Source organism: Streptomyces sp. JJ66 (genome assembly GCF_019303495.1).
Taxonomy (GTDB): Bacteria; Actinomycetota; Actinomycetes; order Streptomycetales; family Streptomycetaceae; genus Streptomyces.
This window is the reverse complement of record NZ_JAEVFI010000019.1, coordinates 28,811-42,712: the sequence shown is the minus strand read 5'-3', so window position 1 is coordinate 42,712 and position 13,902 is coordinate 28,811. Positions and strand designations below refer to the sequence as shown.

At 75.8% G+C, this 13,902-nt stretch carries 13 protein-coding genes and 1 riboswitch; of the genes, 8 read left to right on the top strand and 5 right to left on the bottom strand.

Annotated elements, in window-relative coordinates; genetic code table 11:
* Positions 1 to 61 precede the first annotated feature (61 nt).
* Positions 62 to 184 carry a SapB/AmfS family lanthipeptide gene (locus JJV70_RS15420; protein WP_219048550.1) on the bottom strand — a complete coding sequence of 41 codons (123 nt, stop codon included), beginning with the start codon at positions 182 to 184 and terminating at the stop codon, positions 62 to 64.
* 59 nt (positions 185 to 243) lie between these two features.
* Complete coding sequence (gene lanKC / locus JJV70_RS15415) at positions 244 to 2,967, bottom strand: class III lanthionine synthetase LanKC (RefSeq protein ID WP_219048549.1); 2,724 nt, start codon at positions 2,965 to 2,967, stop codon at positions 244 to 246.
* A 334-nt stretch (positions 2,968 to 3,301) separates the two neighbouring features.
* A riboswitch (cobalamin riboswitch) is annotated at positions 3,302 to 3,392 on the top strand.
* Between the two features lie 165 nt (positions 3,393 to 3,557).
* On the opposite strand from lanKC, the gene JJV70_RS15410 reads away from it, so the two are divergent.
* The 7 genes from JJV70_RS15410 to JJV70_RS15380 all read left to right on the top strand — a co-directional run bounded on the left by JJV70_RS15410 (position 3,558) and on the right by JJV70_RS15380 (position 10,939).
* Positions 3,558 to 4,844 carry a prenyltransferase/squalene oxidase repeat-containing protein gene (locus JJV70_RS15410; protein WP_219048548.1) on the top strand — a complete coding sequence of 429 codons (1,287 nt, stop codon included), beginning with the start codon at positions 3,558 to 3,560 and terminating at the stop codon, positions 4,842 to 4,844.
* Positions 4,844 to 5,557 (top strand): SCO2322 family protein, encoded by a 714-nt coding sequence (locus JJV70_RS15405; RefSeq protein WP_219048547.1) that lies wholly within the window; start codon positions 4,844 to 4,846, stop codon positions 5,555 to 5,557. Before JJV70_RS15410 ends, JJV70_RS15405 begins: the two co-directional genes overlap by 1 nt.
* Positions 5,554 to 6,870: an energy-coupling factor transporter transmembrane protein EcfT gene (locus JJV70_RS15400; RefSeq protein ID WP_219048546.1), complete on the top strand. Its 1,317-nt coding sequence runs from the start codon at positions 5,554 to 5,556 to the stop codon at positions 6,868 to 6,870. The genes JJV70_RS15405 and JJV70_RS15400 overlap by 4 nt, the downstream gene beginning before the upstream one ends.
* Positions 6,867 to 8,531, top strand: a complete 1,665-nt coding sequence (locus tag JJV70_RS15395; RefSeq protein ID WP_219048545.1) for an ABC transporter ATP-binding protein — start codon at positions 6,867 to 6,869, stop codon at positions 8,529 to 8,531. Before JJV70_RS15400 ends, JJV70_RS15395 begins: the two co-directional genes overlap by 4 nt.
* The gene (locus JJV70_RS15390) at positions 8,528 to 9,418 is read left to right on the top strand and encodes an ECF transporter S component (protein ID WP_219048544.1); all 891 of its coding nucleotides are present in this window, start codon (positions 8,528 to 8,530) and stop codon (positions 9,416 to 9,418) included. The genes JJV70_RS15395 and JJV70_RS15390 overlap by 4 nt, the downstream gene beginning before the upstream one ends.
* Positions 9,419 to 9,472: 54 nt before the next feature.
* Positions 9,473 to 9,793, top strand: a complete 321-nt coding sequence (locus JJV70_RS15385; protein WP_219048543.1) for an antibiotic biosynthesis monooxygenase — start codon at positions 9,473 to 9,475, stop codon at positions 9,791 to 9,793.
* Between the two features lie 225 nt (positions 9,794 to 10,018).
* Positions 10,019 to 10,939 (top strand): NADP-dependent oxidoreductase, encoded by a 921-nt coding sequence (locus JJV70_RS15380; RefSeq protein WP_219048542.1) that lies wholly within the window; start codon positions 10,019 to 10,021, stop codon positions 10,937 to 10,939.
* 251 nt (positions 10,940 to 11,190) lie between these two features.
* Here JJV70_RS15380 and JJV70_RS15375 read toward each other — a convergent pair whose 3' ends face one another.
* The gene (locus tag JJV70_RS15375) at positions 11,191 to 11,730 is read right to left on the bottom strand and encodes a GNAT family N-acetyltransferase (protein WP_219048541.1); all 540 of its coding nucleotides are present in this window, start codon (positions 11,728 to 11,730) and stop codon (positions 11,191 to 11,193) included.
* Between the two features lie 41 nt (positions 11,731 to 11,771).
* Positions 11,772 to 12,386, bottom strand: coding sequence for a DedA family protein (locus JJV70_RS15370; RefSeq protein WP_219048540.1), 615 nt, complete (start codon positions 12,384 to 12,386; stop codon positions 11,772 to 11,774).
* Between the two features lie 178 nt (positions 12,387 to 12,564).
* Here JJV70_RS15370 and JJV70_RS15365 point away from each other — a divergent pair, with 178 nt between their 5' ends.
* Positions 12,565 to 13,167: a superoxide dismutase family protein gene (locus tag JJV70_RS15365; protein ID WP_257574010.1), complete on the top strand. Its 603-nt coding sequence runs from the start codon at positions 12,565 to 12,567 to the stop codon at positions 13,165 to 13,167.
* A gap of 31 nt (positions 13,168 to 13,198) precedes the next feature.
* Here JJV70_RS15365 and JJV70_RS15360 read toward each other — a convergent pair whose 3' ends face one another.
* Complete coding sequence (locus JJV70_RS15360; RefSeq protein ID WP_219048539.1) at positions 13,199 to 13,876, bottom strand: HNH endonuclease family protein; 678 nt, start codon at positions 13,874 to 13,876, stop codon at positions 13,199 to 13,201.
* Between the last annotated feature and the right edge of the window lie 26 nt (positions 13,877 to 13,902).

Sequence of the window (13,902 nt, the reverse complement as noted above, 5' to 3'; positions counted from 1 at the left end):
GGGCCTGCGGTGACGTGGCCTCAGGCGGTCACGTCAGCGGACCCTGGATGACCGGCTGCGGTCAGAGGCACAGGATGGTGCTGGCACCGCTGTGCTTGTCGCAGATCAGCAGGCTGACGTTGCTGCCAACGTCGCCGTAGCCGTTGTCCGGGGTCTCCATCTTCTGCAGGTCGAGAAGCGCCATGTTCTCTTTCCTTTCATGTAGGGACGGGGTTTGCTTCCTGACCCCTGGCCGGGGCAGGTCTAGTGGGGCCGCGCCGCGCGCTGCGGTGGTGCGGCCGGCTCGGGCCGCGTGAGCGGCGGGAGGAACGGCAGTCGCACGGGCGCGTCGTGGCGGGCGGCGCCCACCGCGAGCAGGCAGCCCGCTGTGCCGGTGTACAGGTCCATGGACAGGCGCATCATCTGGTCGCCGGGGAAGGCCAGCCCGCCGCCGTGCGCCATGCCGTACCAGCTCAGCCCGTCCAGCTGCCGCGCCAGATCGGCCGGGGTGGCGCCGGGGGTGGTGGTGCGGGCGAGATGCCACACCATCCCGGCGCGGCCGCGGAAGAGGCCAGGCTGGGCGTAGAACCGGGAGCGGGCGGCGGGCAGGATCGCGCGCCGGGCTTCCTCGAACGCCTCCTGGCCGGGCCGGTGGCGGAGGTAGTCGTCCAGGACGGCGGCGATGCCGACGCTGCCCGCGCCGAGGTAGGGCATGGTGCGCGCGCCCTCGTCCACGTGCAGGGCGCCGTGCTGGTCGGGGACGCAGCGGGCCAGGTCGCGGCGCAGGGCGTCGGCGGCCACCTCCAGCAGGGCGCTCTCGCCGGTGCGTTCGTAGCGGCGCAGGGCGAGCAGGGCGGTGCCGGTGGCGCCGTGCAGCAGGCCAGCGCGGGGGATGCGGCCATCGGCTGCGGTGGCCTGGGCCACGGCGTCGGCGGCGCGGTGAAGTGCCTGTCCGGCGGCGTCGTGCAGGGCGGTGTCGCCGGTGCGCTCGCCCAGGTGGTCCAGGGCCAGGCCGACTCCGGCCAGGCCGCCTTCGAGGTCGTGGCCCAGGTGCTGCCAGCGTTCGGCCAGTACCTGTTCGACGAGCCGGGCGGCGCGCTCGGTGTGGCCGAGCCGGTCCAGCAGCAGGGCGACGCCGAGCAGGCCGGTGTAGAGGCCGAGCGGGGTGCGCGGCGGGAGCTGGCCGGTGTGGTCCAGCAGCCACTGCTCGCCGCGTTCGTAGCGCGGGGCGCCGGTCTCGGCCAGCGCGTACAGCACCCCCGCGGCTCCGTAGGCGAGGCCGAGTCCGCCGCCTTCGGTGAACTGGGCGATGTCGCCGGGGAAGAGGCGGTCGTCGCGCTCGGGTGTGGCGGAGGCGAGGATCGCGCGGACCATCGCGTCCCGGCTGCGCGGCCAGTCGGCGGGGGCGACGTGGGGTTCGGGGTCGGCCGGGTGCGGGGCCGGGTGCTGCGCGGGGCCAGGCGGGTTCGCCTCCCGCGCCGGAGTCCTCGTCGCGGCCGTGTTCCCGGCGTCGTCCGGGGTGCCCGTGCTGCCCGTGCCGTCCTGTGGGCCGGGGGCTGGCCGCCGTCCCTCGATCTCGGCGACGGCCTCGCCCAGGAACTCCCCAGGAACGTCCGGGAACTGTTCGGCGATCACCGCCGCGAGGTGGGACGCCTTGCGGCGGTCCACCGCGAGCAGTGTGGTGACCGGCAGGAACAGGGCCAGCCGCAGACAGGCGAGCGCGTAGGTGTCGATGGCGTAGCCACGGCGGTCACCGGGGGCGACGAAGCCGGGGTGGGCGACGATCTGCCGGGGGTCGTCAGCGGCGGGGGCGGCGGCCTCGAAGTCCAGCAGGGACACCGACTTCTCGTCCGGCGCGACCATGATGTTGAACATGTGCAGGTCGTTGAAGACCAGTCCGCGTGCGTGGACGGCGGCCACCGCCTCGGCCACCGCCTGGTGGATGGCCAGCGCCCACTGGGTGTAGTCGGCCACGGCGCGCGGATCGGGGTCGCCAGCGAGCAGCGGGTGGCGCTGGGCGTAGAAGTGGTTGAGCGGCTGCCCGGGCAGGTAGTCCATGACCAGGAAGCGGTGGCCTTCGAGGGTGAACCAGTCGCGGACCCCGGGGGCGACGCCGGTGCCCGCCAGCCGGTCCAGCGCGGCCTTCTCGCGCTCCAGGCGGCGTACGGCGTCGGCGCCGTCGGCCGCGAGACCGGCGTGCGGCCTGCCCTCCTTGAGCACGACGTCCTCGCCGGTGCGGGTGTCCTTGCCCGCGTAGACGCCGCCGCCGTTGGAGAAGTGCAGCGCGCGCTCGATGGTGTAGGGCAGGCCGGCGACGGAGGAGGCGTTGCGGGCGTCCAGGTGCGGCTGGAGGAACGGCGGCAGCGTCACCCACGCCGGGACGGTGAACACCGGGTCCTTGCGGTCGGGTATCAGCGTGCCGCCGGCGTCCTCGATCGCGGGCACCAGCTGGCCGTGCTCGTTCACGCAGGTGCGGGGCGCGAAGCCGCCGTAGCGGACGTAGAGCGGGCCCTGGTTCCAGCGCAGGTCGGTGAGGATGTACGGGCCGGGTTCACCCGCCAGTCGCGCGTCCAGTTCGCGCAGCACGGTGTGCAGCTGCTCCTCGTCCACCGGGTAGACGGTGACGGCCTTGCCGGAGGTGGCGCGGCTGGCGTACTTCGCGTTGCGCAGGTGCAGCAGGTGCAGGTCGGGCACGAACTTGAAGGGGATGCCGCGCGGCACGCAGTAGTCCCAGACCCGGGCGGCCACGGCGTCGGCGTTCGCCAGCGTGGCGGACACGTGGATCTTCCAGCCCTGGGCGGGGAAGGCACCGTCTTGCGGGCGCAGTTCGAGCCAGTCGCCGTGGCGGGCGTGGCGCCAGCCGGACGGGACGGGGCGGCGAGCGGTCTCCAGACCGCCGTCGCGGTTGCCGGAGCCGGTGGAGAGCCGGTCAGGGGTCTCGTAGAAGCGGCCGTCCGCCAGGCAGTACGCCTCGTACCGGCTGTCCATCGTCCCCCCTCGGTGGTTGCGGGCGCCGGGTGTCGCGGTGCGGTCCGCCGCTGGGACGGCCTACCGGTCCGGTGGGTGCGGACGATCGGCCCGCCTGCCGCGGATCGTCGATCCGGCGTGACACCGAGATTTCCATGCCGGTGGGTGACCGAGTAGTCACGCGTGTCACGAAGGAGGTGTGAGGAATGCACACCCGTAGGTCACACGAAAGGATCAGTGACAAGCCGTGCGGAAGGCGTTACCGCACGTGGTGGACGGCGGTGCGTGACCAGGCGCACGCCGGGCGGTGAGCGCTCCGCCGTTAGAGTGTCCGGTGCAGCACCCGCCCTGGCCGGGGGAAGCCGGTGAGACTCCGGCGCTGACCCGCAACCGTGAGCGTGCCGCACCGACGCCGTGCCGTCGGGCGGGCGCGAGCCGGAACACCTGGCCGTGGCGGTACGCCCTCCCCGTGGGGAGGGCAGGCTCCCGGCGGCCCGAGTGGGCCGACGGCACCGTCGAGGTCTGCGGATGCCGAGCCCGTCAGTGCCCGCGCTCCGGCGCGGCGCGCGCGGTGACGGCTGACGCGGCCCCGTTCACCGAAAGGCACCGTGATGTTCCTCCGCCGCTGCGCCGTGGCCCTGGCCGCGTCCACCGTCCTGTGCGCGTCCGCGGCACCCCTCGCCCTGGCGGACGACTCGCCCTCCCCCACCCCGGGGGCGTCGCTGCCCGAGGAGCTGTACGGCACCGCCGACCCCCAGTACGACGGCGTCTTCCGCCACGCCCACGCGCTGCTCGCCCAGGACGCCGTCGGCGTCACCCCGGCCGAGGCGGCCGTGAGCTGGCTGACCGGCCAGCAGTGCGATGACGGCGCCTTCACCGCCTACCGCCCCGACCCCGGCCAGGCGTGCGACGACACCACCGTGCGCGACACCAACGCCACCGCGCTGGCCGTGCAGGCGCTGGCCGCCGTCGCGGGCGAGGACGACGAGCCGGTGGGCGAGGCCGTCCAGTGGCTTCAGTCCGTACGCAACGACGACGGCGGCTGGGGCTACAACCCCGGCGGCGCGTCGGACGCCAACTCCACCGCCGTCGTCATGGGCGCGCTGCTCGCCGCCGGGGAGAAGCCCCAGGCGGCCACCCACGACGCCCTGCGCGGCTTCCAGCTCGGCTGCGAGGCGCCCGAGGAGGAGCGCGGCGCGTTCGCCTACCAGCCCGGCGAGGACGGAAAGCTGGCGCCGAACGCGCTGGCCACCGCCGCCGCCGCGCTCGCCGCCCAGGAGTCCGGCCTGGCCGTCGCCGCCGACTCGGCCGGTGACGCGGCGCCCGAACTGCCCGCCTGCACCGACGGCGACGCGTTCGCCCGGGAAGACGCCGCGCAGGCGGGCGCGGCCTACCTGCACACCCAGCTGGCCGCGCACGACGGCCACCTGATGTCCGCCCTGCCCGGCGCCGAGGACCAGCCCGACTACGGCACCACCACGCTGGCGGTGCTGACGCTCGCCGGGGGTGGCTACGACGTCGAGCAGCCCCTGGCCTGGCTGGCGGAGCACCACACCGAATGGCCCGGCGTCCAGGAGAGCCCGGCCGCGCTGGCCCAGCTGGTGCTGGCGGTGCGCGCCGCGGGCGGTGACCCGACCGCGTTCGGCGGCACCGACCTGGTCGCCCAGCTCGCCGCGACCGGCCCGGCGCCCCAGGAGGGGGAGCCGCAGGAGCAGGAGAAGGAGGGGGCCGGGGACGGCTCCGAGGACGGCTTTGACGCCGCGCTGTGGATTGGGGTGGCCGCGGCGATCGGCGGCGCGCTCTTCGCCACCGGTGTGTTCGCGCGCCGCAAGAACTCCGGGTCCGGTGACACGGCCGACTCGGCGAACCCGGCCTCCGGCACCGGGAGCGACCACTGATGCGTGCGGCGGCGCGCACCGCGTGCGCTGTGGCGCTCGGCACGCTGCTGCTCGTGCTGGGCGCCGCGCCCGCGCAGGCCGAGGGGTACCGGTACTGGGTGTTCTGGACCTGGGACGCGGACCGCCCCGAGGGCGCCGCCTGGTCCTACGCCACCGAGGGCCCGGGCACGCTGCGGCCCGCCGACGGTGCCGTGCTGGGCTTCCGGTTCGCCGTCAGTGAGAACTCCGCCGAGGCCGACCGGCCGCGTCAGGAGGCCGACTTCGCCGACGTCTGCGCCGACACCGCGCCGCGCGAGGGCCACAAGCGCGTGGCGCTCGTCATCGACCCCGGGACGGCGGGGGACGCGCCGCCCGGCGAGCGGCCGCCGGAGCCGATGCGGGCGTGCGCCCGCGTCCCGGCGGACGGCACCGCCGCCGAGGCGCTGGCCGCGACCGCCAAGCCCCTGCGCTACGACTCCTCCGCGCTGCTGTGCGCGATCTCCGGCTACCCCGAGACGGGCTGCGGTGAGCAGGTCTCGGCTGACGAGGGCTCGGGCGGGGAGGGCTCCGGTGCCGCGGACACCACCCGGGAGGCCGAGGCCGCAGGCGAAGACGCCACCGAGGACGACGCCGGGGACGCGGGAGTGAGCACGTTCGGGACCGTGGCCGGGGTGGTGGCCGTCGTGCTGCTGGCGGGTGCGGCCGGGTGGCAGGTCCGGCGCCGCCGCTCATGACGCCGGGTCCGCTCGCCGCCCTGCGGGCCCCGCTGGCGGACCGGTTCACCGCGCTGCACGCCGGGGCCTGGTGGCTGTGGGCACTCGGCCTGGCCACCGCCGCGTCCCGCACCACCAACCCGCTGCTGCTCCTGCTGCTGGTGGCCGTCGCCGGATACGTGGTGGCGGCCCGGCGCACGGACGCGCCCTGGGCCCGCTCCTACGGCGTCTTCCTGCGCCTGGGCCTGCTGGTCCTGGTGCTGCGCCTGCTGTTCGCGGTGGTGCTCGGCTCGCCCGTGCCCGGCGCCACCGTGCTGTTCACCCTGCCCGAGGTGCCGCTGCCCGGCTGGGCGCAGGGCGTGCGGCTGGGCGGCCGGGTGAGCGCCGAAGCGCTGTACTTCGTGCTGTGCGACGCCCTGCGCCTGGCCACCCTGCTGATCTGCATCGGCGCGGCGAACGCGCTGGCGAGCCCGGCGCGGCTGCTGAAGTCGCTGCCGGGAGCGCTGTACGAGGTCGGGGTGGCCGTTGTCGTCGCCGTCACCTTCGCGCCGAACCTCGTCGCTGACGTGCTGCGGCTGCGGGCGGCGCGGCGACTGCGGGGCCGCCCGGACCGGGGCCTGCGGTCCTTCGCCCAGGTCGCGCTGCCCGTGCTGGAAGGTGCGCTGGAGCGGTCGGTGGCGCTGGCCGCCGCCATGGACGCGCGCGGTTACGGACGCACCGCGCCGGTACCGCGCGCCGTGCGGCATGCCACCACCGCGTGCACGCTGGGCGGCCTGCTCGGGGTGTGCGCCGGGACGTACGGGCTGCTGACCGAGGACGGCACGGCGTTCGGGCTGCCGGTGCTCGGCGCGGGCGTGCTGCTCGCGCTGGTGGGGCTACGGCTGGGCGGTCGGCGCACGGTACGCACCCGGTACCGGCCGGACCGGTGGGGCGTGCGCGCCTGGCTGGTGTCCGGCTCCGGGCTCGCGGTGGCCGCCGGGGTGCTGGCCGTCGCCGTGAGCGATCCGGTCGCGCTGCGCCCGCCCGCCGTCCCGCTCACCGCGCCCGTCCTGCCGCCGGGCGCCGTCGCGGCCTGCCTGCTGGGCCTGCTGCCCGCCCTCGTCGCGCCGCTGCCCGGTGCGCGCGGGGACCGGGGCCGCTCGCGGACGCCGGACACCCCGGACGAGGCACCGCCCGCAGCACGGCAGGAAGGGCCGCGCGGCGGGGTGCGCGCCAGGCGGCAGGCCGATGCGCCGCCCCAGCCGTCCCAGCCGTCCCAGCCGTCCCAGCCGCCCCAGCCGTCCCGCCGGACCGCGCCCGCATCCGTCCGCGCGCCAAGGAGGCCGCAACCGTGATCCGCTTCGAGAACGTCCAGGTCACGTACGCCGACGCCGCCACCCCGGCCGTCCGCGGGCTCGACTTCACCGTGCCCGAGGGCGAACTGGTCCTGCTCATCGGCCCGTCCGGGGTGGGCAAGTCAACGCTGCTGAACGCCGTCTGCGGCCTGGTACCGCACTTCACCGGCGGCACCCTGCACGGCCGGGTGACCGTTGACGGGCGCGACACCCGCACCCACAAGCCGCGCGAACTGGCCGACGTGGTGGGCACGGTGGGCCAAGACCCGCGCGCCCACTTCGTCACCGACACCGTGGAGGACGAACTCGCCTACGGCATGGAGTCCATCGGCCTGCCCCCGGCCACCATGCGCCGCCGGGTGGAGGAGACCCTCGACCTGCTGGGCCTGGCCGAACTGCGCGACCGCCCCATCGGCACGCTCTCCGGCGGCCAGCAGCAGCGGGTCGCGATCGGCTCGGTGCTCACCACCCACCCGCGCGTCCTGGTACTCGACGAGCCGACCTCCGCGCTCGACCCGGGCGCCGCCGAAGAGGTACTGGCGGTGCTGCAACGACTCGTGCACGACCTCGGCACCACCGTACTGATGGCCGAACACCGGCTGGAGCGCGTCGTCCAGTACGCCGACCAGGTGCTGCTGCTACCCGAGCGCGGCGCGCCCGCCCAGCTCGGCGACCCGGCCGAACTGCTCGCCCACTCCCCCGTACGGCCGCCGGTGGTGCAGCTCGGCGAGCTGGCCGGGTGGTCGCCGCCGCCGCTGTCGGTGCGCGACGCCCGGCGCCGCGCGGGCCCGCTGCGCGAACGGCTCGCGCCCGCCACACCGCAGCCGCCCCGGCCGCGCCCGGACGCCGCGTCACCGGCCGACGAGGCCCGGGGGGCCGCAACCCGGCCGGCCGAGCCCGCGCCGCTGGCCCAGGTGACCACACTCGACGTGCGCCGGGGCCGCACCGGCGTCCTGCACCGGGTCAGCCTGACCGTCCAGGCGGGCGAGACCGTGGCGCTCATGGGCCGCAACGGCGCGGGCAAGTCAACCCTGCTGAACACGCTGGTCGGACTGCACGCACCGGCCCACGGCAGCGTCCGCGTCGGCGGCCACACCCCGCACCGCACCAAACCCGGCCAGCTGCTGCGCCACGTGGGCCTGGTGCCGCAGGACCCACGCGACCTGCTGGCCGCCGACACCGTAGCCGCCGAGTGCGCCGCAGCCGACCGCGACGCCGGTGCCGACCGCGGCACCTGCCGGGCCCTGGTCGGCGAGCTGCTGCCCGGCGTGGCCGACGACGTCCACCCGCGCGACCTGTCCGAGGGCCAGCGGCTGGTGCTGGCCCTGGCCGTGGTGCTCACCGCCGCGCCCCCGCTGATCCTGCTCGACGAGCCGACGCGCGGCCTGGACTACGCGGCCAAACACCGCCTCACCGAGGTGCTGCACGACCTGGCGGCGCGCGGCCACGCCATCGTGCTGGCCACACACGACGTGGAGCTGGCGGCCGAACTGGCCGACCGCGTGCTGGTCATGGCGCAGGGTGAGGTCGTCGCGGACGGCCCCACCGCCGACGTCGTCGTCTCCTCCCCCGCGTTCGCGCCCCAGACGGCGAAGGTGCTCGCGCCACAGCCGTGGCTGACCGTGCCACAGGTGCGCCGGGCGCTGGGAGCCACGTCATGACGGTGGCCCCGGACTCCTCCCGCACCCGGCCGGTGCGCCTCGGCCGCCGCTCCACCCTCGCGCTGGCGCTGGTCTCGGCCGTCGGCATCGCCGCGTTCGGCTGGCCGCTGCTGGCCGACTCCGCCTCCGGGCTCGCCCACTCCAACGACGCGCCCTGGCTGTTCGCCGCGCTGCTGCCCCTCCTGCTCGCCGTCGTCGTGGCCACCATCGCCGACTCCGGCCTGGACGCCAAGGCCATCGCCATGCTCGGCGTCCTCGCCGCAGCCGGTGCGGCACTGCGCCCGCTCGGGGCGGGCACGGCCGGGCTGGAACCGATGTTCTTCCTCATGGTGCTCGCCGGACGCGTCCTGGGACCCGGCTTCGGATTCGTCCTGGGCGCGGTGACGATGTTCGCCTCCGCGCTGCTGACGGCGGGCGTCGGCCCCTGGCTGCCGTTCCAGATGCTCGCGCTCGGCTGGGTGACCATGGGCGCCGGACTGCTGCCCCGGCCCCACCGCCTGCGCGGCCGCCGCGAACTGCTGCTCCTGGCCGCCTACGGCGCCCCCGCCGCCGTCGCGTACGGAATCGTGATGAACCTCCAGGGGTGGCCCTACCTCGGTGGGCTCGGCACCGCCATCTCCTTCGTGCCCGGCGACCCGGTGGCCGCGAACCTGGCCCGCTTCACCGCCTACTGGCTGGCCACCTCACTGGGCTGGGACCTGCCCCGGGCCGCGCTGACCGTCGTGCTCACCCTCACCACCGGCCCCACCCTGCTGCGCGCCCTGCGCCGCGCCACCCACCGCGCCGCCTTCACCACCCCGGTGACCTTCACCCCGCCCAGCGGCACCCCGGACTCCCCGCAGTCGCCACCTGGTCCGGGCTCAGGCGGACGCCCGGCCTCCGCTTGACCCCGGTCCACGGGCATGCGGCGGCCCCCGGACGCGGTACGGCAGGATGGGGGCATGAGCATCGTGAAGATCAACGTGCTGACCGTTCCGGATGAGCAGCGGGAGGTGCTGGAGCAGCGGTTCGGCGCTCGTGCCGGTTCCGTGGAGAACTCCGACGGCTTCGAGTGGTTCGAGCTGCTGCGCCCGCTGGAGGGCACCGACCAGTACCTCGTCTACACCCGCTGGCGTGACGAGGAGGCGTTCCAGGCGTGGATGGAAGGGCCGATGAAGGCGGCCCACCAAGGCGGGGGCGGGCAGCAGCACAAGCCCGCCGCCTCCGGCTCCACCCTGTGGTCCTTCGAGGTCGTCCAGCAGGCCGGGCCGAAGCAGGGCTGACGGGAACGGCCCCAGGGGCCACGCCTGCCGGAGTGCGGGAGCGAGGAGCGCCGAGAGCGGCGTCCCGGGTGGCGTGGCGCTGACAGCGCGTGGCGCCCGGGGCGGGCTGACGTGGTGTCGGCCCGCCCCGGGCACAAGATCGCCACGGGGGCGCGGGCGGGCGTACGGTGCGGGAGGAACGCCGTGGCACCCCACGGCAGTCACTCGTACGAAGGGGCAGAGTTCATGCGTGCCGTCACCTACGACACCTATGCCGACGACAACTCCCGGCTGACCGTCGGTGAGATGCCCGACCCCAAGGTGGGACCGGACCAGGTGCTGATCGAGGTCCGGGCGGCCGGGGTCAACCCGGTGGACTGGAAACTGATGACCGGCGGACTGGACGGGGTGCTGGACGCGGTGTTCCCCGTCATCCCCGGGTGGGACGTGGCCGGAGTGGTCCGGGCCCTGGGCATGGACGCCCCGGAGTTCGCGGTGGGCGACGAGGTGATGGCCTACGCCCGCAAGGACATGCTGCACGCGGGCACGTTCGCCCAGTACGTCGCCGTGAACGCGACCCACGTCGCCCGCAAGCCCGCCGCGCTGGACTGGGCGCGGGCGGGCGGCCTGCCGCTGGCCGGGCTGACCGCGCTGCGCAGCCTGGACCGGCTGGCGGTCGGCCCGGATGACGTGCTGCTGGTGCACGGTGCGTCCGGCGGCGTGGGCGGCTTCGCGGTGCAGATCGCGGTGGACCGGGGCGCCCGGGTCATCGGCACCGCCTCGCCCCGCAACCACGACTACGTGCGCGCGCTCGGCGCCACCCCCGTCGCCTACGGCGAGGGGCTGACCGACCGGGTACGGGAGCTGGCCCCCGAGGGGGTGAGCGCGGTGGCCGACTTCGCCGGCGGCCAGCTGGAGACGACACTGGCCGTACTGGCGCCCAAGGGGCGGCACGCCTCCGTCGTGGACGGGGACGTGGTGGAGCACGGCGGCCACCTGGTGTGGGTGCGCCCGGACGGCGCGGCGCTGACCGAGCTGGCGGGGCTGGTGGAGCGCGGGGCGGTCACCGTGGAGGTGGAGCGGACGTTCCCGCTGGAGCAGGTCGGCGCCGCGTTCGACGCCAGCCGCACCGGCCACGCACGCGGCAAGCTCGTCATCACCCCGTGAGGTGCGCGGAGGGCTGACGTCCGGCGGCGGGCGGCGGGTCGGCGCCGTCCCCGGCAGGTCGGTGCGGCGGGACTCCCGATGCTCTCCGACAGGGGGTATCCGTCCCTCCAGGCCAGGCCAGGGGCTCCGGCTCCCCTGCGGGCTGGCGCGGGGCTGGTGGGCTCGCCCTACGCCTGGCCGGTCCGGTCGGCGCGGTCTGCCCGCCGTCTCCCGCCTCTGGGCCGCCTGTCGCGGCGGGCGGCCGGTGGCCGTCAGAGGTGGAAGGGCGGCGGGTAGCGCACGGCTCCGGAGGGGAGCGGGCCGGTGTCCAGGGCGAGGACGAGAAACGCCTCGGTGGGCCAGTCGTGGCCGGGCGGTGGCGTGATGCCGAAGTCGGCGCAGGGACGGAAGCCGAAGCGCGGGTAGTAGCCGGGGTGGCCGAGGACGACGACGGTGTGCTCCCCCGCTGCTCGGGCGGCGTCGAGCGCGGCCGTGATGGCGGCCGAACCGGCGCCGCGCCCCTGGTGGGCGGGCCGGGTCGCGCAGGGGGCGAGGGCGAGCGCCGGGTGGTCGGCCACGTGGCAGCGCGAGAGCAGGGCGTGCGCCACCGGTTCGCCCTGCGGTGTCTTTGCGAGCCAGGACAGGCCGGGCAGCCAGGCGCCGGAGGCCCGCAGGTGGTCGATGAGGTCGGCCTCCTCGCTGGCCGGGAAGGCGTCGAGGTGGATGCGGCGGACGGCTGCGGCGTCGGCGGACGCGCCCTCGGCGTCGGTGCGTTCCGGGCGGGTGGTCCAGGCGCGGGGGGTATCGGCCATGGCCGGTATGGTCGCACGCCGCGCCGCTGGCGTCCGCCCGGTCAGGAGGTGGACGCGGTGGGCCGGCGGCGCAGCAGGTGGGCGGCGAGGAGGCCCGCGGCGGTCAGCGCGGCGAGCGAGAGCGCCGTCCCGCCCCAGGTGACGCCGAACAGCCGTCCGCCGAAGTAGCCGAGGCCGACGCTGTAGGTGGCCCACAGCAGCCCGGCCGTGGCGGACCAGGGCAGGAAGTCCCGCGTGCGGCGGCGGGCGGCGGCTGCCGCGAAGCTCATCACCGACCGCCCGGCCGGGGCGAAGCGGGCCAGCAGCACCAGGGGGCCGCCGCCTCGGGCGAGCACGCCGCCGAGCCGCTGTTGCGCCGAGGTCAGCTGGTGGGAGCGGGCGACGGCATCAGCGAAGCGGCGTCCGCCGTAGCGGGCGAGCGAGAAGGCGGCGAAGTCGCCGAGGACGGAGGCCGTCGCCGCGCAGAGCAGCAGCACCAGCGCTTCCGGCAGGTGCGCGCCCGGGCCGGTGGCCAGTTCGGCGGTGGCGGCCGTGGCGGCGGTGACGAGCAGGATGCCGCTGGGCAGCAGCGGCAGGAAGACGTCCAGCAGCACGGAGAGCACGATGAGGCCGTAGATCCACGGCTCGTAGACCAGCGTCCCCAGCGTTTCCAGCACCGTCACTCCCCGTCTCGCTCCCGGCGGGGAGCGGTTACCGCCGTCCAGCGTACGCCGCTTCCCTCGCACGGCTCGCGTGGGTTCCCGTTACACCGTGCTGCGCGGCAGGCCGCGGGTCCGGTGGGGCAGGGTGGGCGGCGGCGTTCGGGGAGCAGTCGCGACGACAGGGAGCACAGGCATGGTGACAGGTCCGGCAGGCCCGGCGGCAGCGGCGATGGCGGCGGCGCTCGCGCTCGTCCCCGCTGCGGTGGCGCACCACGGCGACGTCGCGTCAGACGGCTCGTCGGCGTACCAGTTCAGCACGGCGGCGGACTACCAGCCCGTCCGGGACGGACACGTGCCGCAGGCGGTCACGTACGCTCCCGGCCTGGTGCCGCCGGGCGCGCGCGTCGCCGTCCGGCAGCGGGTGAGCGAGGGTGCGATGACGGTGGAGCTGCGGGTACGCGGCGTCGCTCCGGAGCGGACGTACGGGGCGCACGCGCACACCCGGCCGTGCGGCCCGGACCCGGCGGACGCCGGTCCGCACTACCAGAACGTGGTGGCTCCCCCGGGACACTCCTCCGACCCCGCCTACGTCAACCCGGACAACGAGGTGTGGCTGGACATCACCGCCGACGGGGCGGGTGAGGGCGCGTCCCGCTCGGAGCACGCCTGGACCTTCCGCCCGGGCCAGGCCCGCTCAGTGGTGCTGCACACGCACGGCACCCAGCGGCACGGCGATCCCGGGCAGGCGGGCCAGCGGCTGGCGTGCTTCACGGTGGACTTCGCACCGCGCGGGTAGGACTCCTGCCCGCGCGGTGCGGGGGCGCGGCTCAGCAGCCGTTCAGGATGCCGCTCAGCGCCGACTTCTCGGTGGCGTCCACCTTCATGGCGTAGTTGTGCTTCACCCACACCCAGGAGCGGGCGTACAGACACCGGTAGGCCGGGCGCGGCAGCCACTCGGCGGGGTCCTGGTCCCCCTTGGCGCGGTTGGAACTCGCGGAGACGGCGATGAGCTGGGCGGCGCTGAGGTTGTTGGCGAACGACCGGCGCTTGGCGTGCGACCAGGTGCGCGCGCCGGAGCGCCACGCCTCGGCGAGCGGCACTAGGTGGTCGATGTCCACCTGGGAGGCGCTGGTCAGCGTCACGCCGTCGTACTGCGAGTACCAGCTGCCGCTGGTGGCGCGGCACTCGGAGTCGGTACGCACGTCGGTGCCGTCGCGCTGGAGCACGACCTCGCGCGTGTTGCAGCGGTCGCCCTGGTCCCGCCAGTGCGGGAACAGGCTGCGGCTGTAGCCGTCCATGGACGACTCCCCGGCCACCGTCAGCCCGGCGAGCATCGAGCGGGCCTGCGAGGCGCTCGGCGGGGTGGGAGGCGCGGCCTGGGCGGCGGGCGCGGTGAGGAGGAGACCGGCGGTGAGACCGGACAGGGCTGCCGTGGTGGCCAGCACGGAGCGGGCGCGACGCACGTGGCGACGCGGCGCGGCAGCGGACGTGCGCAGGCGCGGCATACGGACTCCTGGGGTGCGCGTGGGGG

What these genes read in the sequence shown, in the direction of transcription:
- JJV70_RS15405 (WP_219048547.1), top strand. Translation starts at nt 4,844, where the DNA reads ATGCGTGCGGCGGCGCGCACCGCGTGCGCTGTGGCGCTCGGCACGCTG.
- JJV70_RS15365 (WP_257574010.1), top strand. Translation starts at nt 12,565, where the DNA reads ATGGTGACAGGTCCGGCAGGCCCGGCGGCAGCGGCGATGGCGGCGGCG.
- JJV70_RS15400 (WP_219048546.1), top strand. Translation starts at nt 5,554, where the DNA reads ATGACGCCGGGTCCGCTCGCCGCCCTGCGGGCCCCGCTGGCGGACCGG.
- JJV70_RS15420 (WP_219048550.1), bottom strand. Translation starts at nt 184, where the DNA reads ATGGCGCTTCTCGACCTGCAGAAGATGGAGACCCCGGACAACGGCTAC.
- JJV70_RS15410 (WP_219048548.1), top strand. Translation starts at nt 3,558, where the DNA reads ATGTTCCTCCGCCGCTGCGCCGTGGCCCTGGCCGCGTCCACCGTCCTG.
- JJV70_RS15390 (WP_219048544.1), top strand. Translation starts at nt 8,528, where the DNA reads ATGACGGTGGCCCCGGACTCCTCCCGCACCCGGCCGGTGCGCCTCGGC.
- lanKC (WP_219048549.1), bottom strand. Translation starts at nt 2,967, where the DNA reads ATGGACAGCCGGTACGAGGCGTACTGCCTGGCGGACGGCCGCTTCTAC.
- JJV70_RS15385 (WP_219048543.1), top strand. Translation starts at nt 9,473, where the DNA reads ATGAGCATCGTGAAGATCAACGTGCTGACCGTTCCGGATGAGCAGCGG.
- JJV70_RS15380 (WP_219048542.1), top strand. Translation starts at nt 10,019, where the DNA reads ATGCGTGCCGTCACCTACGACACCTATGCCGACGACAACTCCCGGCTG.
- JJV70_RS15375 (WP_219048541.1), bottom strand. Translation starts at nt 11,730, where the DNA reads ATGGCCGATACCCCCCGCGCCTGGACCACCCGCCCGGAACGCACCGAC.
- JJV70_RS15360 (WP_219048539.1), bottom strand. Translation starts at nt 13,876, where the DNA reads ATGCCGCGCCTGCGCACGTCCGCTGCCGCGCCGCGTCGCCACGTGCGT.